At 61.1% G+C, this 17,924-nt stretch carries 19 protein-coding genes; 2 read left to right on the top strand and 17 right to left on the bottom strand.

The window, feature by feature from the left end:
• Positions 1-121: 121 nt before the first annotated feature.
• Both PFZ56_RS14920 and PFZ56_RS14915 read left to right on the top strand, forming a co-directional pair.
• Positions 122-1,339 carry a sugar MFS transporter gene (locus PFZ56_RS14920; RefSeq protein WP_262379724.1) on the top strand — a complete coding sequence of 406 codons (1,218 nt, stop codon included), beginning with the start codon at positions 122-124 and terminating at the stop codon, positions 1,337-1,339.
• Between the two features lie 83 nt (positions 1,340-1,422).
• Positions 1,423-1,749, top strand: a complete 327-nt coding sequence (locus tag PFZ56_RS14915) for a hypothetical protein (RefSeq protein ID WP_102863898.1) — start codon at positions 1,423-1,425, stop codon at positions 1,747-1,749.
• Positions 1,750-1,802: 53 nt separating this feature from the next.
• Here PFZ56_RS14915 and PFZ56_RS14910 read toward each other — a convergent pair whose 3' ends face one another.
• The 17 genes from PFZ56_RS14910 to fabD all read right to left on the bottom strand — a co-directional run bounded on the left by PFZ56_RS14910 (position 1,803) and on the right by fabD (position 17,898).
• A complete protein-coding gene (locus tag PFZ56_RS14910) occupies positions 1,803-2,720 on the bottom strand; it encodes a PfkB family carbohydrate kinase (protein WP_110595209.1) in 918 nt (305 codons plus the stop codon).
• Complete coding sequence (locus PFZ56_RS14905) at positions 2,713-4,179, bottom strand: cytosine permease (RefSeq protein ID WP_170003421.1); 1,467 nt, start codon at positions 4,177-4,179, stop codon at positions 2,713-2,715. Before PFZ56_RS14905 ends, PFZ56_RS14910 begins: the two co-directional genes overlap by 8 nt.
• A gap of 122 nt (positions 4,180-4,301) precedes the next feature.
• Complete coding sequence (locus tag PFZ56_RS14900; protein WP_110652125.1) at positions 4,302-5,300, bottom strand: ADP-ribosylglycohydrolase family protein; 999 nt, start codon at positions 5,298-5,300, stop codon at positions 4,302-4,304.
• Complete coding sequence (locus PFZ56_RS14895; protein ID WP_102864106.1) at positions 5,297-6,010, bottom strand: GntR family transcriptional regulator; 714 nt, start codon at positions 6,008-6,010, stop codon at positions 5,297-5,299. The genes PFZ56_RS14900 and PFZ56_RS14895 overlap by 4 nt, the downstream gene beginning before the upstream one ends.
• 70 nt (positions 6,011-6,080) lie before the next feature.
• Entirely contained in the window at positions 6,081-6,644 is a 564-nt protein-coding gene (locus PFZ56_RS14890) for a DUF1285 domain-containing protein (protein WP_102878938.1), read from the bottom strand.
• An 18-nt stretch (positions 6,645-6,662) separates the two neighbouring features.
• Positions 6,663-7,265, bottom strand: coding sequence for a DUF4823 domain-containing protein (locus PFZ56_RS14885; RefSeq protein WP_102863903.1), 603 nt, complete (start codon positions 7,263-7,265; stop codon positions 6,663-6,665).
• 100 nt (positions 7,266-7,365) lie between these two features.
• Positions 7,366-8,334 carry a GTP 3',8-cyclase MoaA gene (locus PFZ56_RS14880; protein ID WP_102878937.1) on the bottom strand — a complete coding sequence of 323 codons (969 nt, stop codon included), beginning with the start codon at positions 8,332-8,334 and terminating at the stop codon, positions 7,366-7,368.
• Positions 8,335-8,472: 138 nt separating this feature from the next.
• Positions 8,473-9,111, bottom strand: coding sequence for a TetR/AcrR family transcriptional regulator (locus PFZ56_RS14875; RefSeq protein WP_011060125.1), 639 nt, complete (start codon positions 9,109-9,111; stop codon positions 8,473-8,475).
• Positions 9,112-9,913: 802 nt separating this feature from the next.
• Entirely contained in the window at positions 9,914-10,705 is a 792-nt protein-coding gene (locus tag PFZ56_RS14870) for a TatD family hydrolase (protein ID WP_102878936.1), read from the bottom strand.
• Positions 10,706-10,789: 84 nt separating this feature from the next.
• A complete protein-coding gene (locus PFZ56_RS14865) occupies positions 10,790-11,776 on the bottom strand; it encodes a DNA polymerase III subunit delta' (protein ID WP_102878935.1) in 987 nt (328 codons plus the stop codon).
• Positions 11,769-12,401, bottom strand: coding sequence for a dTMP kinase (tmk, locus tag PFZ56_RS14860; RefSeq protein WP_102863907.1), 633 nt, complete (start codon positions 12,399-12,401; stop codon positions 11,769-11,771). Before tmk ends, PFZ56_RS14865 begins: the two co-directional genes overlap by 8 nt.
• Positions 12,402-12,420: 19 nt before the next feature.
• Positions 12,421-13,596, bottom strand: coding sequence for an endolytic transglycosylase MltG (gene mltG, locus PFZ56_RS14855; protein WP_102878934.1), 1,176 nt, complete (start codon positions 13,594-13,596; stop codon positions 12,421-12,423).
• Between the two features lie 3 nt (positions 13,597-13,599).
• Positions 13,600-14,415 carry an aminodeoxychorismate lyase gene (gene pabC / locus PFZ56_RS14850; RefSeq protein WP_110652127.1) on the bottom strand — a complete coding sequence of 272 codons (816 nt, stop codon included), beginning with the start codon at positions 14,413-14,415 and terminating at the stop codon, positions 13,600-13,602.
• Positions 14,415-15,659, bottom strand: coding sequence for a beta-ketoacyl-ACP synthase II (gene fabF / locus PFZ56_RS14845; protein ID WP_102863910.1), 1,245 nt, complete (start codon positions 15,657-15,659; stop codon positions 14,415-14,417). Before fabF ends, pabC begins: the two co-directional genes overlap by 1 nt.
• Before the next feature lie 110 nt (positions 15,660-15,769).
• Positions 15,770-16,006 carry an acyl carrier protein gene (gene acpP / locus PFZ56_RS14840; protein ID WP_003175607.1) on the bottom strand — a complete coding sequence of 79 codons (237 nt, stop codon included), beginning with the start codon at positions 16,004-16,006 and terminating at the stop codon, positions 15,770-15,772.
• A gap of 196 nt (positions 16,007-16,202) precedes the next feature.
• Positions 16,203-16,943 (bottom strand): 3-oxoacyl-ACP reductase FabG, encoded by a 741-nt coding sequence (gene fabG / locus PFZ56_RS14835; RefSeq protein WP_011060118.1) that lies wholly within the window; start codon positions 16,941-16,943, stop codon positions 16,203-16,205.
• A 16-nt stretch (positions 16,944-16,959) separates the two neighbouring features.
• A complete protein-coding gene (gene fabD / locus PFZ56_RS14830; protein WP_102863911.1) occupies positions 16,960-17,898 on the bottom strand; it encodes an ACP S-malonyltransferase in 939 nt (312 codons plus the stop codon).
• Between the last annotated feature and the right edge of the window lie 26 nt (positions 17,899-17,924).

Below are 17,924 nucleotides of genomic sequence, written 5' to 3'. Positions count from 1 at the left end.
TCCGCGGCTCGCGGCTTACTCCGCTGTCGACTAACCCTGAGGCGTGCAGGATCAGAACAAACAGCGCAGAAGGCCATGCTAGAAAGCCCTCCACGAGTACAAGCATAAGAGAGGAGTTTTCATGTCCGTGCGGGCTATGCAGGAATCCAGGGGGCCGGGGCCATTGTTCGGGTTGTTCTGTCTGGGCAGCTATCTGTTGTCACTGTCTTACGGATCGACCTTTCTCCTGTCCTTGCTGATCAGCAGCCGCGGCGGCAATGAGCACGACGCCGGCAGCGTGATTTCGGCGGCGATGCTCAGCACCTTTGTTGCGGTGATCGGTTCCGGGCACCTATCGGACTGGCTTGGCGCCGCACGTTCGGTGGCGCTGTTCGGCTGCCTGCTGGCCCTGGCCAGCCTGGGCTTTGCCCTGACCCCCGGGTTCGGCCACGCCCTGCTGCTCTTCGGCCTGACCCTGGGCCTGGGCTGGGGAGTGTTCTACACCCTGGGGCCAATCATCGTGGCGATGCTGGTGGAGCCCACGCAACGAGCCCGTTACTTCGCCCTGCTGTCGGGCAGCATGATGACCGGCATAGGTTCCGGGCCGCTGCTGGGACGCCTGGCCAGCGCCCTGGGCTATCCCGTGACCAGCGCTTTTTTCATTGCAGCGGCGGCCAGCCTGGTGGGGGTGCTGATCTTTTGGCGACTGGGCGCCCGCTTGAGTCGCGAACCCAATCACTTGGGCACTTCGGCAGCCCGAATCACCTGGAGCGGAGCGGCACGCGTACTGTCTTCCAGGGCCCTGTGGCCAATCCTGATGGTGGGCCTGGGTGGCTGTGTGTTCGGCGGGCTGTCCAGTTTCCAGACCAGCTACGGTGTATCCCGAGGCGTGGACTACTCGCTGTTCTTCCTCGGGTTCATGAGCGCCGCCATCGCCAGCCGGATGCTGATCGCCGGCATCGTGGTCAAGCATGACCCCTATCGCGCATCCTGCCTGCTATCGGGGCTGATGGTGGTGTCGATCCTGCTGTTCCTGTTTGTCGTCGACAGCAGCACCAGCTACCTGCTGGCCGCAGTGATACTAGGCGTTGGCTATGGCCTGACGTACTCGGTGATCAACGGCCTGGCCGCCAACGAAGCACCTGCCGGCAGCACCTCGCAAGCACTGCTGTTGTTCAGCCTGTCCTATTTTGTCGGGGTATTCGGCTTTCCCTGGCTGGCCGGGCGGATCATCGTCGAGGCCGGCATGCAGGCGCTGCTGTTCACCGTACTGGCAATTGCTCTGCTGAACTGGCTGATCAGCCTCGGCCGCCTGGGCTGGCGCCGAGCGTTCCAACTGCGTATCGCCCACACCCCGTAGCGCCGTTCGTCGATCATCCGGCACCAACCCCACGCCAGGGCAGACCAATATCAGGTAACGACTCTAACAATGGAGGCGACACCATGATCAAGGTCCAACTCTCAGCCCTGGCCCTGGCCGGACTGTTGTCCAGCGCCGCCCTGGCGGGCACCACAGGCCCCACCAATCCGGTAGAAGGCCCGCAATCCCCTGCCCCCCAGAGCACACCGAAGATCAACATCAACCCGCCGGCCATGGACGAAGGCTCGCTGCCGCCGGCCACCGGCACCGACCCTAGAATCCAGGGCAACGACAACGGCCGCCAGGGCGGCGCCGGCACCCTGGATGCCACGACTCCGGACAATGGCAAGACCGGTAGCGGATCGAAAACCACCACCGGCGGCTCAGGCTCAGAGGGCAGCAGCCAGTAACACCCGGCGCCGGCTCAATCCAGCTGGTGCTGCGCAAGGCTGGTGACGGTCCATCAGGCCCGCAACATTGCGTCCACTTCCGCGCTGCACGGTGCGGTGGCCGGGCCACGGCGGGTCACCGCGATGGCCGCCGCCGCATTGGCCCGACGGGCCGCTGCCTGCGGCTCATGACCCGCAGCAAGCGCGGCGACAAAGACACCGGCATGGGCATCACCGGCACCATTGCTGTCCACTGCCTCGACCTTGAACCCCGGCACCAGCACAGCACGCCCCTCTTGATTGATCCAGCAACCTCGGGGACCGTCACGCAGTACCAGCATGGCCTTGGACGACAACCTTGAGCCCAGCCGCTGCAAGGCTTCGACCATTTCCGAGCTGGCACTCAAGCGCAGGGCCTCGACCCGGTTACTGCTCCAGATGTCGATACGTGGCAACAAAGCCGCCATCAAGGGAGAATCCAACGAGCCCACCAGCGGCCCCGGATCGAACATCAGGGGCACCGAGGCTGGCAACGCCAGCACCCAGTCGACCAGGGCCTTGGCCTTGCTCGCCTGCAGCAGGCTGTAGCCACTGACGTAGAGGTAATCCCCCGCTCTCACCTCGACCTGCGCCAAGTCTTCGACCGTCAGTTCGCCCTCGGCACCTATATGGGAAATGAAAGTGCGTTCGGCAGAGGCTTCGGTCAAGGCCACGCATAGACCCGTGTCGGCCCCAAGACTGGGTTCCAGGCTCATCTGGATGCCTTCGGCCTGCATCGCCTGCCGCGCCAGATCACCAAAACGCCCCTGGCCGTGACGACCGAGATAGACCACCGGCAGGCCATTGCGCGCGGCCGCCGCCATGACATTGAAACCGCCACCCGCCTCGAAACTGGCCGACTGCGCCAGCACATCGCCGCCAGACTCCGGCAGGCGATCAACGGCCATCACCAGATCGACGATCACCTGGCCACTGTGGAGCAATCTAGGCATTGGCATTCTCGATAAAAGCCCGACGCCGGTCACGGGCGCCGCCCAGCACGCCATAGACGCCGCCGGCCACCAGGAAGGTGACGATCCAGCCCAGGCCGTTATGCCCCAGCCAGGAATCGGCCAATGGTCCCGTGAACCAGACGTCCTCGACCGTGGTGCCAATGCTGGTGAAACAGAAGCCAAGGACGATGGCCAGCACCCAGGCACCAAAGGCCCGCCATTCGATGCCGCCCTGATACCAGTAGGCGCTGCTCGGGCCCACATTTAATAAATCATCGGCGCTGTAGTAGTGGCGATGGATCAAGTCCACCACGAAGATTCCCACCCAGGCCGTGATCGGCACCGCCAGCAGGGAAATGAAGCTGATGAAGGGGCCGTAGAAACTGTCAGCGATCAACATGAAGTAGATCGACCCCATGAAGATCGCCACGATGTCCACCAGTACTGCGTAGACCCGCTTGACCTTGAGGCCCAGGGTCAGCGCGGTGAGACCGGCGGAATACACCGACAGGTTGTTGGACAACAGCAGACCGCCGAAGGCAGCGATCAGGTAAGGCACGGCCATCCAGGTTGGCAGCATGTCGCGGATCGCAATGATCGGGTCCACCGCTGAGGCCAGATGATCGTTACCGACCGACAGCAAGCCTCCCAGGGTGATCAGCAGCACCAGCGGAATACCGGCACCGAAGGCCGCCGAGGCCACCAGGCGTCCGGCGGTGACCGAACGTTGCTGATAACGGGACATGTCCGCCCCAGAGCTGGCCCAGCCGATCCCGGTGCCTGCGGCCATGGTGCCGACGCCGATGATCATCGCGCTCATGGGCGCGGGGGAGGCATTGAACACTGCGGTCCAGTCGATGGTGGCACAGAGAAAACCACCCACCACAACGTTCAGCGCGCCGAATCCATAGGTGGCCCACTTCTGGATCACCAGCAACGTGGCATGACCCAGACCGGACACACTCAGCGTCAGGAGCACGAAGAGGCCGATGAACAGCAGGGTCAACAGCGGCGCGTCCTTGGCCGAGGCCGGGGTGTGGAACAGGATCGAACTCAGGGACAGGAGAACGAAGGCTGCGGTGGTGGTATTGACCGTCTCCCAACCAACTCGCGACAGCATGGACACCAGGGTCGGGCCGATATTGCCGCGCACACCGAAAATGGCCCGAGACAGGGTCAGGCTCGGCGCCCGGCCACGACGGCCGGCCACGGATATCAGCCCGACCACGGCGAACGATCCCACCGAGCCCAGGACCGCCACCAGCAGCACCTGCCAGATCGACAGGCCGCGAAACGCCACCAGGGTCGCCCCCAGGGGCAACCCGAGGATGCTGATATTGGCCGCAAACCAGACCCAGAACAGCTGCAAAGGATGACCGTTGCACTCCGCTTCCGGGACCGGCTCGATGCCACGGGTTTCCAGTTGTCCGACACCTGGCCCGGCGGTCGATGAACTCATGAATAAGGCTCCTGTTGCCATTGTTGTGATTTTTGGCAATTTCGGAAGTCGCTGAACATCCCGGCATTCCTGGCCGTGTTTTTAGCTTTCCATAGCCATAGGTGTTCTCAGAGCAAGCTGGCTCAGCGCAGAGCCAGCAGCTCTTGTACCAGGGGCTGCAGATCCAGTTCATTGACCTGCTGCACCCGGTCGATCAAATCCCTGGGCCACGCCTCCAGCCCAAGGCAGGCGCCGAGCATGGCCCCGAGAATCGCGGCGATAGTGTCGGTATCGCCCCCCAGGCTGGCAGCCATGCACAAGGCCTCGAAGGCTTCCAGATGACCAAGCGCCACTTGCCCGGCCAGGGCAAAGCTCGTTACCACCGACTCTTGGGACGCCACCGAGGTCCCCACCAGCTCATAGAGCATCCGGGCAAACCCCTGCTTGTCGCCATCCACGCTCAGAGTGGCAGCCCACTCCAGGCGCGCGGCAATATTGGCACCGGCGACCCAGTAACCTTGCGCCTGTGCCTGCCAGGCAACCTGCCTCCCAAGGGGCAAAGCGTCCGCCAGGCAAGCGCCATTGACACCTGCGGACACGACTGCGGCCACCGCTGCCGCACTGGCAATGCCCAGGCTGGTGTTGTGGGTGACCTGACAGGCCTGGACCACCGCCTGGATAAAACGATCGGAGTGGGCAACATCGCTGGCGATGCCCACTGGCGTGATACGCATCGCGGCGCCATTGGTGGTGCCGTAGCGGCCGGCCTCTTCCACCGAGTGACCGGCGAGGATCAGTTCAATCGCGTGTTTGGTGGAAGGCCCGAGCAGGTCCTGGGAGCCTTTGGCCTGCATCGCGGCCTCCCATTCAATCAGGCTGCTGGCCAGCGCGGTCGGAGCGATACGGCCTTGGCCCTGGACCAGCAGGCGGCCCACCAGGATCGCCTGTTCGGTGTCGTCGGTAATGGAGCCGGCAGGCATGTTCGCCGCGATCGGCTGGTCCGGGCCGGCATCTTCCAGGGTAGCGATAGCGCCGAAGCGCTGCTGGATCTGTTCACGACTCAGGGACTGGGTCGGCATGCCCAGGGCGTCGCCCAAGGCCAATCCATAAAAAGCGCCAAGCGCCCGCCGGAGCTGGCTCACCCTGACTCTCCAAATTGCAGGTGCAGGCGAAAATGCTGCGGGTCCAACAGACTCTCCACCTGCTCCATGAAGCGCCCCTGGCGGTCATAGGTAGTGCGCAGGGCCTTGAGGAACACTTCTCCGGGAGCACGGCCCAGCAGCTCGGCGTCTTCGGCATTCAAGGGTTCGGCGCCGATCCACTGATCGCCACGCTCGCCGATATAGCCGTAGGCGGCCAGGGTAATGGTCAGGGAATCATCGATCAGGCCAACCCGGGGCAGGCCTTCAAGTTCGCCGGATGCAGGGATCAGGGAGCGCTCAAGAGACAGCACCCGTCCCTCGGTGCTGCGGCGACGGCGGTCCAGGGCAATGAATTGGTCAGTGCCCAGGCGGTGCTTGAGCTCGGGACGGCAGATCGCCTCCAGGCGCAACACCTCGGTATTGACCAGCGCTCCACTGTCGGCCAGCGCCTGGGCCCAACCGTGATGCTGGTCCAGGGCCACGCCATCGAAGGTGACAATGGAGCCGACGCCGCTCTGTGTGGCGATGTAGTTGCGACGCTTGAGCTCGGCCAGGGCCTCACGCAAGGTGCCGCGACTGACACCGAACTCTTCGGCCAACTGATGCTCCCCCGGAAGCTGGAAGCCGTCTTCCATGAGACCGCTTTCAATGCGCCGGATCAGCTCGTCGACCACTCTTGTTTTCTTATCGAATCGGACATGTTTGATCATGTCCGGTTGATACATGAAAGATCGGATCAAGAGCAAGAAATATCTTCTTACACCGGCTGGAAACGTCCGTCTAAGGCTCAAGACCTATGGGGAAAAACGTTCCGCCGCTCCACACTCCCAACCAGTTCTGGCCTTCAAGGGTGCGGGTCTGCGCCAGTTCCACCAGTTGGTAGAAGACGTTGCGATGGATCAGCGCCTCAAGATTGTGTCGAACCAGGATATAGGGCGCAGGCTCCTGGGTCTGAGGATCGATCACCACGCGCAGGGGATGCTCAGCGCCGGCAACCACCTGTTCATCGACATGGGTGGTGAAGCGCAACACCTGGTTTTCGCCCTGCCCTTCGACCTCCAGGGTCACGGCAACGAAAGGTGCGTCATCAACCTTGATCCCCACTTTCTCAACCGGAGTGATGAGAAAGTACTGGTCGCCATCGCGGCGGATGATCGTGGAGAACAGCTTGACCATGGGCTTGCGGCCGATGGGTGTGCCCAGGTAATACCAGGTACCGTCACGAGCGATGCGCATGTCGATATCGCCGCAGAAATCGGGATTCCACAAGTGGACCGGCGGCAGGCCCTTCTCAGCCTTGGGAATCTGCGCCAACAGGTCGTTGGCCTTGCCTGGACCACTCATACCGCTCTCCTCAATCAATCAGTCACTCAAGCCCAGCAAACCGCGCGCGTATTGCTGCAAGGGCGGGCCGAGCAGATCCTGGGGCTTGTTGTCGTGGAACGTCAGTAAACCGCCACGACTGCGAATACGTGCCGAATCGATCAGATACTGGGTACTGGTTTCGATCAGCATGATCTGGATGGTACTGGTATCGACCCCCAGGCGGTCCACGGCTTCCTGATCCAGCCACTCATCGGAGTTGCCGATGCGGTCATCCGCCTTGGCAAAACGGGCGTAAAGCAGATAGTGCGCGCCTAGCTCCCGGGCTTCGGCCATGGCTTCGTTGAGGCCTTCGGCTGCTCGGGCGCGACGCACCATGGGGAAATATTCGATAAAGCCGTTGAAGGCTTCCTCCGCCACCACGTTGGGCCGCGGGTACGCGCTGCCTGGAGGAGCGAAAGGCCCCTGGGCGATGAAAATGAACGAATCCGGCTGAATGCGGAATGAGCTGGTACGGCGGGTATCACTGTGGTCGAGCACCCCGGCGTCACTCAGGTGATAACGCACCCCTTCGCCCATATCACTGACATTCATGCAGCCGCCAAGTGCCAAAAAGGCCAGCAGCAAAACCAGGCTACGCATCCTACCCTCCAAAATCCGGTGACGGAAAACCGGCGAATGGCCACGGGATGCAGCTTCCGCGCCAGCTACGCGATTGAAGGAAACTCACGGAAAATCAGCATCAGCCACCGATGATCTTCATCACCGTGGCTCCGCCGGAGAAGGCCACATCCTGCTTGTCTCCCAAGGCCTTGACCAACAGGCGCTGCAGGGCCGGCAAAGCTTGATGACGCGGCTTGTCCAGCAGATCGCCAACATAGTGACGATTGCTCGAAGACAGGCAGCCGTGCAACCAGCCAGTGGAAGACAGTCGCAGGCGCGAGCAAGTCCGGCAGAACGGTACACTCTCGTTGGCAATCACTCCGAAATGGCCAAGCCCGGGAATCTCGTAGCGTACGGCCGTGGCATCCAGTGGCGCGTCGGCCTGCAGGTAGTCGTAGCGCTGGCCGATCAGGTCCAGCAACTGCTGCAGGCTGACAAACTGCTGCAGGAAAGCATTGCCGTCGCTGGCCAGGTGGCCCATGCGCATCAACTCGATGAAACGCAATTCATAGCCCTGCTGCAGACAGTAATCGAGCAACGGCATGACCTGGTCCAGGTTCTGTCCGCGCAACGGCACCATGTTGACCTTGATCTTCAACCCCGCGGCACGGGCTTGCTGCATGCCATCGAGCACAGTGGCCAGATCCCCGCCGCGGGCGATGCTGCGAAAGGCCTTGGCATCCAGAGTGTCGAGAGAAACGTTGATTCGACGGATCCCTGCTTCCAGCAACAATGGCAGCTTGCGCGCCAGCAACTGACCGTTGGTGGTCAGACTGATGTCTTCCAGATCCATCCGCCCCACCGCCTCCATGAAAGCTTCCAGCTTGGGGCTGACCAGGGGCTCACCGCCGGTGATGCGCAAACGCTCGATGCCAGCCGCTTCGATCAGATACGCCACGCCCCGGGCCATCGCCTGGGCCGACAACTCATCCTGGGCAGCCACCAGCCGCTTGCCGTTGGGCACGCAGTAGGTACAGGCGTAGTTGCAGGCAGACGTCAGGCTGATCCGCAAGTTGCGAAAGCGCCTGCCTTGACGATCAACGATCATGGATGACTCCGGCCTAAGAAGGGAGAACCGGCAAAACCTGACTCAAAAATCAGGTTTTAGCAAGTCCCATGCCTGAGTATATTCCTCGGACACCGCGCCATACAGTTACCCGATGGCGCAATACAACGGGCGAATGCCTCAGCTGTTGGAAGTGTCGGGGTCGCGCTTGCGCTTGTTGCCCATGCGCACGCCGATGTCCATCAGGAACTGGAAGAAACCTTCCTGATCCTCGAGCACATTGCTCCAGAATGGCGAGTGATAGAGCGCCACGGCACCGTGTACCAGCGCCCAGGAAGCGCAGTAGTGGAAGTAAGGCGGCACGTCTTCCAGCTTGCCTTCGCTGATGCGGCCCTTGATCAGCAGGGTCAGGCGCTCGAAGTTGGAAGCACGGATCTTGTGCAGCTCCTCGACCATCTCCGGCACCTGATTGCCCTTGACCACCTTCTCTTCCAGGCGGTCGAACAACCGGTAGCGCTGCGGATCGCGCATGCGGAACTCGAAGTAGGCCCGAGACAGAGCCTCCTTGTCCTTGTCGACATCGGCAGAGTGCAGCAACTCGTTCAGATCCCGCTCATAGTCGAGCATCAGGCGCAGGTAGATCTCCGCCTTGGACTTGAAATGCTTGTAGATGGTCCCTTTGCCGATACCCACGGCATCAGCAATCATCTCGACGGTGACGCTGTCTTCACCTTGTTCGAGGAACAGCTTGAGCGCGGTATCGAGAATTTCTTGCTCACGGCGACGAAACTCACGGACCTTACGAGGTTCTTTTTGCATAAGAAAAGGTCTGTTCGGGGTCAAAATCGAAGCCGCGTATTATGCCTAACTTGCGCCAAAATGCACGGATCATCCGTCGTTGCCACTGTTTCTGACGTAAAAGCCCTCGAGACGAAAAGACCCAGATGAGTCGCAAACGTCCGGAAAATCCAGTGAATACGGGCCCGGCAAGCGGTTCAAATAGAAAACATCGACAGCTGTAAAGCCTCGTATCAGACCGTAAAGTCTCGATTTTTCTGTAATCGGGTCTCGATACCGGCCTCAGCCCCACACTCGACGAAAATACCGCAATGAGTCGCAATTGCTTCACTGCTTCGCAGGAGTGTTGCCTTTATCAGCATCAGGAAATATTACCGATGAGCCTCGAAAGCTCCATCCAGGACAGGTGAAAGGTCTGAATGTATCGATACCATTGATGGGGATCAGGCTTCTCGGGAAACTAAACTGCAACAGCTTGTGTGTTTACCGAAGGGGGAAAATCGTCGAATTCGTGCAAATTTTGCGAAAACAGACTGTTTTTTTGGAATTTTCAACGAAATCAGCCCCAAAACACCGCAAATGAGAACTCAACCGAAGCGCTCGTATTCCAAATTTGTTTAAAAAACGAGCAGGAGCAACTGGACTGAATGCAATAGTGATCAATACTTGAACTGTCGGCGGGACATCTCCCCCAAGTGAAACGCCGATCAAGGTACCGAAGGACCGCGTGCCTTAGTTTTACTCCTAATGGTCTTAACCCGGATTCACCCCCCAGAACCCGGGTTTTTTTTGCCTGAAATTTGCTCTTCCACACACCGGCGACTCAGGCCTCGCCCTTGACTCGCGCCAGGGGAAACAGACGTTTGAAGTTGGCTGTGGTCTGTTCGGCAAAGGCGTCATAGGCTTCGCCCCGCAACATCGCCAGGAACTCCGCCACTTCACGTACGTACTGCGGCAGGTTGGGCTTGCCGCGATAGGGGATAGGCGCCAGATAAGGTGAATCGGTTTCCACCAACAAGCGATCGGCAGGCACCTGCCGCGCTACATCGCGCAAAGCGTCGGCATTGCGGAAGGTGACAATGCCCGACAGAGAAATATAGAACCCCAGGTCCAGAGCCGCCTTGGCCATGTCCCAGTCCTCGGTGAAGCAATGCAACACGCCGGCATTGGGCAATGCAGCTTCACGCAACAGCGCCAGCGTATCGGCCCGGGCACCGCGGGTATGCACGACCACCGGCTTGCCAGTCTGCTGCGCGGCCTGCAGGTGCAAACGGAAGGACTCCTGCTGCAACTCGGCCGCTTCCGGCTCGTAGTGATAGTCCAGGCCGGTCTCGCCGATGGCCACCACCCGCGGGTGGTTCAATTCATCCAGCAACCAGTCCAGCGCCGGAGCCGCCCCCGGCTGCACATCCAGCGGATGCACCCCCACCGAACAATCGACGTCGTCATAACGCTCGGCCAGCGCTTTGACGTCCGCCGCGTTGTCGGCACTGACGCCAATGCACAGAAAATGCCCGACACCGCGCTGACGGGCGGCATCGAGCGCAGCATCCAGTGAGCCGTCGTGGGCGGCAAGGTCGAGACGATCAAGGTGGCAATGGGAATCTACGAGCATAAGAGACTGCAACTACATCCGATAAATGAAAGGGCCGGACTGCACAGTCCGGCCGGATACAGGCTTGATTCTAGGCGCTGCCTGTCAGCGCTGGGTAGGCAGCGCCGACCATTGCACCAACAGCGCTTCCAGCAGCAACACGCGATTGAGGTTGGCCTTGCTCAGAACCTTTTGCCGCTGGGCCAGGATCCAGTCCTGGATCGCCAGCACCTTGTCCTGGCCGGACTTTTGCGCCAGGTACTGCAGCACCTTGCGCATGTCCTGCAACCCCAGTCCATCTTCGTCCTGGGTCAGTTGGTAGCGCAGGATCAGGTTCGACCAGTCACAGAACCAATCGAACAGCAGCAACAAGGGGATGGCATTCCAGGCCTCGGCCAACTGGGTTGGCGACTGTTGCTGCTTGAGCAACTTCTTCACCCCCTCTACCACCAACGCCCGCTGCTCACGCACCCCTTGGGCCTGCAAGCCGACGGCAGCCAGCGGCGATCCCGCCGCGAGGGTCAGCAGCTCCAACCGCTCCTCCTCGGTGCATTCAGGCAAGGCCTGGGACAGCCACTGCTGACTCATTGCCGCGCTGGGCAATGGGCACGCCTGCTGCACACAACGGCTCTTGATGGTGGGCAACAGCCGGCTGGGCTGATGGCTCACCAGCAACAGCACGGTGTCGCCTGAAGGCTCCTCAAGGCTTTTCAACAGGGCGTTGGAGGCGTTGATGTTCATCGACTCCACAGGCTCGATCAGCACCACCTTGCGTCCGCCCAGCTGCGCAGTCTGGACCACGAAACTCACCAGCTCGCGAACCTGGTCGACCTTGATCGCCTTGTCCGCTTCTTCGGGTTCCAGCACGTAATTGTCTGGATGACTACCCGCCTGCAACAACAGACAAGACTTGCACTGACCGCAGGCATCCAGCCCGTCGGGGCGCTGGCACAACAGGCGCGCCATCAGGCGCTCAGCCAGGGCCCGCTTGCCAATTCCCGCCGGGCCGTGCAGCAGGTAGGCGTGAGCATGTTGCGCGCGCCCCGCCAACTGTTGCCAGAGGCCGTCCTGCCAGGGAAAGACCTCAGCCACGGGCGCGCTCCAGCAATTGTGGCAGCAAGGCATCCAGGGACTGCTGGACCTGCGCCAGTGGCTGCGCCGCATCCACCAGGAAATAACGCTGCGGAGCAGCTTCAGCACGCTTCAGGTAAGCCTCACGCACCTTCTGGAAAAACGCCTGGCCTTCCTGCTCGAAGCGATCCAGCCGGCCACGGGCACTGGCCCGGGCCAGGCCAACGTCCACTGGCAGGTCAAACACCAGGGTCAGGTCCGGGCGCAGTTGGCCCTGGACGAAATCCTCAAGGGCAGCGATGCGCGCAAGGCTCAGGCCACGACCAGCCCCCTGATAGGCGTAGGTCGAGTCGGTGAAGCGGTCGCACAACACTACCGCGCCCCGGGCCAGTGCCGGGCGAATCACCGAGGCCAGGTGCTGGGCGCGGGCCGCGAACACCAACAGCAGCTCGGTATCGGCGCTCATGACTTCCTCCCCCGGAGTCAGCAACACTTCGCGAATCCGTTCAGCCAGGGGCGTGCCACCAGGCTCGCGGGTCAACAACACTTCGATGCCTGCAGCGCGCAAACGCTCGGCGAGGTACTCGCGGTTGGTGCTTTTGCCGGCACCTTCCGGGCCTTCCAGGGTAATAAACAAGCCAGTCACAGGCAGTCCTTAATCAAAGTCATTGCGGGCGTTTCGGCGCGGGTTCGGGCTCCACCGGAGCCACAGCCGGCGCGGGTGACGCTGGCGGCGAGCTGTCCGGCGCCGCCTGAGGCGCAACTGCCGGCGCCGAACTCTCGGCTTCGGGAGCGGCCGGAGCAGTAACTGGCGCCGGGCTGGAACGATAGTCGGCGCGACGCTTGAGCTGGAACTCGCGCACGGCGCTGTTATGGGCATCCAGATCATCGGAGAACACATGGCTGCCGTCACCCCGGGCAACAAAATACAGGCTCTTGCCCGGCACCGGATTGAGAGCGGCATGAATCGCCTCGCGCCCGACCATGGCAATCGGCGTGGGTGGCAACCCGGCAATCACATAGGTGTTATAGGGCGTGGCTTCCTTGAGATGCGCCCGGGTCAGCTTGCCGGTGTAGCGCTCGCCCAGACCATAGATCACGGTAGGATCGGTCTGCAGCAGCATGCCGATCTGCATGCGCCGTACAAAGACCCCCGCGATCTGTCCACGCTCATGGGGCACGCCGGTTTCCTTTTCCACCAGCGACGCCATGATCAGCGCCTGATAGGGATCACTGTAAGGCGCATCATCAGCCCGCCTGCTCCACTCCTTGGCCAGTACATCGTCCAGGCGGTCGTAGGCTTTTTCCAGAAGTTCGGCATCGGTCATGCCGCGCACAAAACGATAGGTATCGGGGAAGAAACGCCCCTCGGGGAACACGCCGCCGTGTCCGAGCTTCTCCATCACCTGGCTATCGCTGAGACCGGTCAGGGTCTGTTGCAATTTGTCGCTCTTGGCCAGGGCACTGCGCACCTGACGGAAGGTCCAGCCCTCCACCAGGGTCAGGCTGTACTGCACCACCTCGCCTCGCTGCCAGAGACCGATCAGGCCTTCGGCAGTCATGCCCGGTGTCATGCGGTACTCGCCGCTGTGCAAAGGCTGCCCCGGCAAGTTGAAGCGCCAGTAAAGGCGCAGCCAGAACGCGTCCTGGATCACGCCATCAGCCTGCAGACGATTGAAGGTTCCGGTGGGCGTAGAACCGGCGGGAACATCGAGCAGTTGCTCCTGACTCAGGTTCAGCGGTTGTTCCAGGGCCGAGTGCAGTTTCCAGGCACTCGCGCCCAGCAGCAGACCTGCCAGGACCAGTCCGGTTTCCAGCAGGAGCAGAAATTTACGTCTCACGAATCAAGCATCCAGTAGTGCGCGGGTAATGCCCTGCAGTTTACGGGTGAGCGCACCCGCCGACCAGCTCATCCCGGCGCAGCCAAGCACTGGCCAAATGCCGTAGACACTGTTGCAGACGAAGACCTCGTCCGCCTGTTGCAGTTGATCAAGGCTGATATCCGCCACTTCAAAGGGAATGCCTTGTGACTCGGCCTGAAACAAAATTTCAGCGCGCATCACTCCAGCCACACCGCAGCGACTCAGATCAGCCGTCAGGAGACGCCCCTGACTGACCAGAAACAGATTGCTGAATACACCTTCGATCACCCGTCCGGCACCATCGAGCATCAAGCCTTCGGCGTGCTCGGGGTCGCGCCATTCAGCGCGAGCCAGAACCTGTTCAAGGCGATTGAGATGCTTGAGGCCAGCCAGTAGCGGCTGCTCGGATAAACGCGTGACGCAAGGGAACAGCACAACCCCCTGATCGGCATGAGCCGCCGGATAAGCCGGCAAGGCCCCGCCCTGGAGAATCCGCCGCGCAGCGCCTGCAGGATCGGCGGCATATCCTCGCAGGCTGTCGCCCCGGGTCAGGATCAGCTTGAGCACGCCCTCCCCCAGGGCCGCCGCATAGGCCAGCACTTCGTCGCGAATCAGCGCCTGATCCGCGCTCAGCGCCAGACGTCGGCAGCCTTCGGCCAGACGCTGCAAGTGCCGCTCCAGCAGTTGCGGTTGCCCGGATCGGACAGCGATGGTCTCGAACAGACCATCGCCATAGGCCAGGCCGCGGTCCCTGAGCGACAGCGCGTCAGCTGGCCGACCGTCGACCCAGCTTTGCATCACTCGGAGAACCGGCGGAACACCAGGGAGCCGTTGGTGCCACCAAAGCCGAAGGAGTTGGAGAGCACCACATCGATGTCCATGCTGCGCGCAGTGTGCGGCACGAAATCGAGGTCGCAACCCTCATCCGGTTCATCCAGGTTGATGGTGGGCGGCGCGGCCTGACTGTTGATTGCCAGTACGCTGAAGATCGCCTCGATCGCCCCGGCGGCACCCAGCAGGTGACCGGTCATGGACTTGGTGGAACTGACCGCGAGCTTGTAGGCATGGTCGCCGAACACGCTCTTGATCGCTTCGGCTTCCGCCAGGTCACCGGCCGGAGTCGAAGTACCATGGGCGTTGATGTACTGCACTTGATCGACATTGAGCTTGGCATCACGCAAGGCGTTGGCGATGCAGCGAGCGGCACCGGCGCCATCGGCGGGTGGCGACGTCATGTGATAGGCATCACCGCTCATGCCGAAGCCGATCAGCTCAGCGTAGATGGTGGCGCCACGAGCCTTGGCGTGCTCCAGTTCCTCAAGAACCAAGGCACCCGCACCGTCGGCCAGCACGAAGCCATCACGCCCCTTGTCCCACGGACGGCTGGCACGGGTCGGCTCGTCATTGCGAGTCGACAGCGCACGGGACGCACCGAAGCCCCCCATACCCAGGCCACAGGCGGCCATTTCGGCGCCACCGGCAATCATCACGTCGGCTTCGCCGTAGGCAATGTTGCGCGCGGCCATGCCGATGCAGTGGGTACCGGTGGTACAGGCAGTAGAAATGGCATAGTTCGGCCCCTGGGCACCCAGATGGATGGACAGGAAGCCGGAAATCATATTGATGATCGAACCGGGCACGAAGAACGGAGAAATCCGCCGTGGGCCGGAATCGTGCAGGATGCGGCTGGTTTCTTCGATATTGGTCAAACCGCCAATACCCGACCCCATGGCCACGCCGATGCGCTCACGGTTGGCATCGGTGACTTCCAGGCCGGCGTTACGCACCGCCTGAAACCCGGCCGCCAGACCGTATTGAATGAACAGGTCGAGTTTGCGGGCCTCTTTGGCCGACAGGTACTCCTCGACATTGAAGCCCTTTACCGAGCCGCCAAAACGGGTGGAATAGGCAGAAAGGTCGGTGTGTTCGATCAGACCAATGCCACTTTGGCCAGCCAGAATGCCCTGCCAGCTACTCGGTACATCCGTACCCAGTGGCGACAACATACCCATACCGGTGACTACGACGCGTCTACGCGACACAGCACTCTCCTTTTTCTAATGACGACACTTTGTATCAGGCCTAAAGAAAAAACCGCACGCCGTAACGGCAGTGCGGTTTTTCCATGACAGCAAAAGACGACTACAAACGATTAAGCCTGGTGGCTAGTAACGTAGTCGATAGCTGCTTGAACGGTAGTGATCTTTTCAGCTTCTTCGTCAGGGATTTCGGTCTCGAATTCCTCTTCCAGAGCCATCACCAGCTCAACGGTGTCAAGGGAGTCGGCACCCAGGTCTTCAACGAAGGAAGCGGTGTTCACAACTTCTTCTTCTTTAACGCCCAGTTGCTCAGCAACGATTTTCTTGACGCGCTCTTCGATGGTGCTCATACCTTGTTTTCACTCCTAATGGACAAATTCAGGCAGCTGGCCAGTGGGTAAGTGTATAGAAAGGCTTTTCAGCTTTTCAACTGAAAGCTTCATCCCTCAAACCCTTTGGCCATCTGCCTATAAATTGATTGCAGCTTTATAACGGATTTTAGACAGCTCGTATGACATTTTTTTGAAGCAATCCGTCACATTTGACTCACATATACATCCCGCCGTTGACCGGGATTGTAGCCCCAGTAACGTATGCCGCACCGTCGGATGCCAGAAAAGCGACCACTTGCGCGATCTCTTGAGCCTGACCCAGACGACCCAGCGGAATTTGCGTCAGCAGGGCTTCACGTTGTGCTTCCGGCAACTCGCGGGTCATATCGGTATCGATAAAACCTGGAGCAACCGAGTTCACAGTGATCGACCGCGAACCCACTTCACGCGCCAGGGCACGGCTGAAACCTTCCAGACCGGCTTTGGCGGCGGCGTAGTTTACTTGGCCTGCGTTGCCCATGGCACCCACAACCGAGCCAATACTGATAATTCGCCCCCAACGAGCCTTGGTCATGCCACGCAAAACACCCTTGGACAGGCGATACAGACTATTCAAGTTGGTATCGACCACGTCGTACCACTCGTCATCTTTCATGCGCATCATCAGGTTGTCGCGAGTGATACCGGCATTGTTCACCAGGATCGCCGGCGCACCGAACTGCTCGGTGATGCTGGCCAGAACCGCAGCCACGGACTCGTCGCTGGTGACATTGAGCTCAAGGCCGGTGCCTTGAATGCCGTTTTCCTTAAGGGTAGCGGCGATGCGCTCGGCCCCCGAAGCGGAAGTGGCAGTACCCACCACGGTGGCGCCCATACGCCCCAGCTCAAGCGCGATGGCCTGGCCGATCCCACGGCTAGCGCCGGTCACCAGTGCAACTTTACCTTGCAGACTCATGCAAGCTTCTCCTAGTTCAGGCCAACGCTGCACGAGCGGCAGCGAAAGCATCTGGGGTATTCAGGTTAGAGGTCGACACGCCTTCGGCGCAGCGCTTGTTGAGACCGGCCAGGACCTTGCCCGGACCGCATTCCACCAGCTGGGTGGCGCCCTGGTTCGCCAGGGTCTGCACCGACTCGACCCAGCGCACAGGCTTGTACAGCTGTTCCAGCAAGTCGCGCTTGAGAGTATCGAGGTCGGCCGCCACGGCGGCGCTGACATTCTGTACCAGCGGAATCTGCGGTGCCTGCCAGTTGATCGCAGCAATCGATTCAGCGAAACGCTCAGCCGCAGGGCGCATCAGCTCGCAATGGGACGGCACGCTGACCGGCAATGGCATGGCGCGCTTGGCTCCGCGCGCCTTGCAACCCTCGATAGCACGGTCCACCGCCGCCTTGGCACCAGCGATCACCACCTGGCCCGGGGAGTTGTAGTTCACCGCACTGACCACTTCACCTTGCGCCGCTTCTGCACAGGCCGCCACGACATCGGCGTCGTCCAGACCAAGAATTGCCGCCATGCCGCCTTGACCTGCCGGCACGGCTTCCTGCATCAGCTGACCACGACGCTCGACCAGCTTGACCGCTTCGGCCAGAGTCAGACTGCCAGCGGCCACCAGGGCGCTGTATTCACCCAGACTGTGACCCGCGACGAAGGCCGGACGCGCACCACCCTCAGCCAACCAGACACGCCACAGGGCGATGGAGGCGGTGAGGATGGCCGGTTGAGTCTTGTCGGTTTGATTGAGCAGCTCTTCGGGACCTTGCTGGGTCAGCGCCCAGAGGTCGTAGCCCAGAGCATCGGAGGCTTCCTTGAAGGTATCGAGGATCAGTGGGTACTGCGCGCCCAACTCGGCCAACATGCCGAGGGACTGCGAGCCCTGTCCTGGAAAGACGAATGCGAGGGATGCAGACATGTAACAAGCCCCTAATGATCTTGTCG

It is taken from the genome of Pseudomonas danubii, from assembly GCF_042980055.1.
Lineage (GTDB): Bacteria > Pseudomonadota > Gammaproteobacteria > Pseudomonadales > Pseudomonadaceae > Aquipseudomonas > Aquipseudomonas danubii.
Note: the sequence above shows the minus strand (reverse complement) of the source record. Positions and strands in the feature narration are given on the sequence as shown.

Bases quoted from the DNA above. Each gene is read 5' to 3' on its own strand.
- PFZ56_RS14920 (WP_262379724.1), top strand. From the start codon at position 122: ATGTCCGTGCGGGCTATGCAGGAATCCAGGGGGCCGGGGCCATTGTTC.
- PFZ56_RS14915 (WP_102863898.1), top strand. From the start codon at position 1,423: ATGATCAAGGTCCAACTCTCAGCCCTGGCCCTGGCCGGACTGTTGTCC.
- PFZ56_RS14890 (WP_102878938.1), bottom strand. From the start codon at position 6,644: ATGAGTGGTCCAGGCAAGGCCAACGACCTGTTGGCGCAGATTCCCAAG.
- fabD (WP_102863911.1), bottom strand. From the start codon at position 17,898: ATGTCTGCATCCCTCGCATTCGTCTTTCCAGGACAGGGCTCGCAGTCC.
- pabC (WP_110652127.1), bottom strand. From the start codon at position 14,415: ATGCAAAGCTGGGTCGACGGTCGGCCAGCTGACGCGCTGTCGCTCAGG.
- PFZ56_RS14875 (WP_011060125.1), bottom strand. From the start codon at position 9,111: ATGCAAAAAGAACCTCGTAAGGTCCGTGAGTTTCGTCGCCGTGAGCAA.
- PFZ56_RS14870 (WP_102878936.1), bottom strand. From the start codon at position 10,705: ATGCTCGTAGATTCCCATTGCCACCTTGATCGTCTCGACCTTGCCGCC.
- PFZ56_RS14885 (WP_102863903.1), bottom strand. From the start codon at position 7,265: ATGCGTAGCCTGGTTTTGCTGCTGGCCTTTTTGGCACTTGGCGGCTGC.
- PFZ56_RS14910 (WP_110595209.1), bottom strand. From the start codon at position 2,720: ATGCCTAGATTGCTCCACAGTGGCCAGGTGATCGTCGATCTGGTGATG.
- PFZ56_RS14895 (WP_102864106.1), bottom strand. From the start codon at position 6,010: ATGATCAAACATGTCCGATTCGATAAGAAAACAAGAGTGGTCGACGAG.
- PFZ56_RS14880 (WP_102878937.1), bottom strand. From the start codon at position 8,334: ATGATCGTTGATCGTCAAGGCAGGCGCTTTCGCAACTTGCGGATCAGC.
- fabG (WP_011060118.1), bottom strand. From the start codon at position 16,943: ATGAGTCTGCAAGGTAAAGTTGCACTGGTGACCGGCGCTAGCCGTGGG.
- acpP (WP_003175607.1), bottom strand. From the start codon at position 16,006: ATGAGCACCATCGAAGAGCGCGTCAAGAAAATCGTTGCTGAGCAACTG.
- PFZ56_RS14905 (WP_170003421.1), bottom strand. From the start codon at position 4,179: ATGAGTTCATCGACCGCCGGGCCAGGTGTCGGACAACTGGAAACCCGT.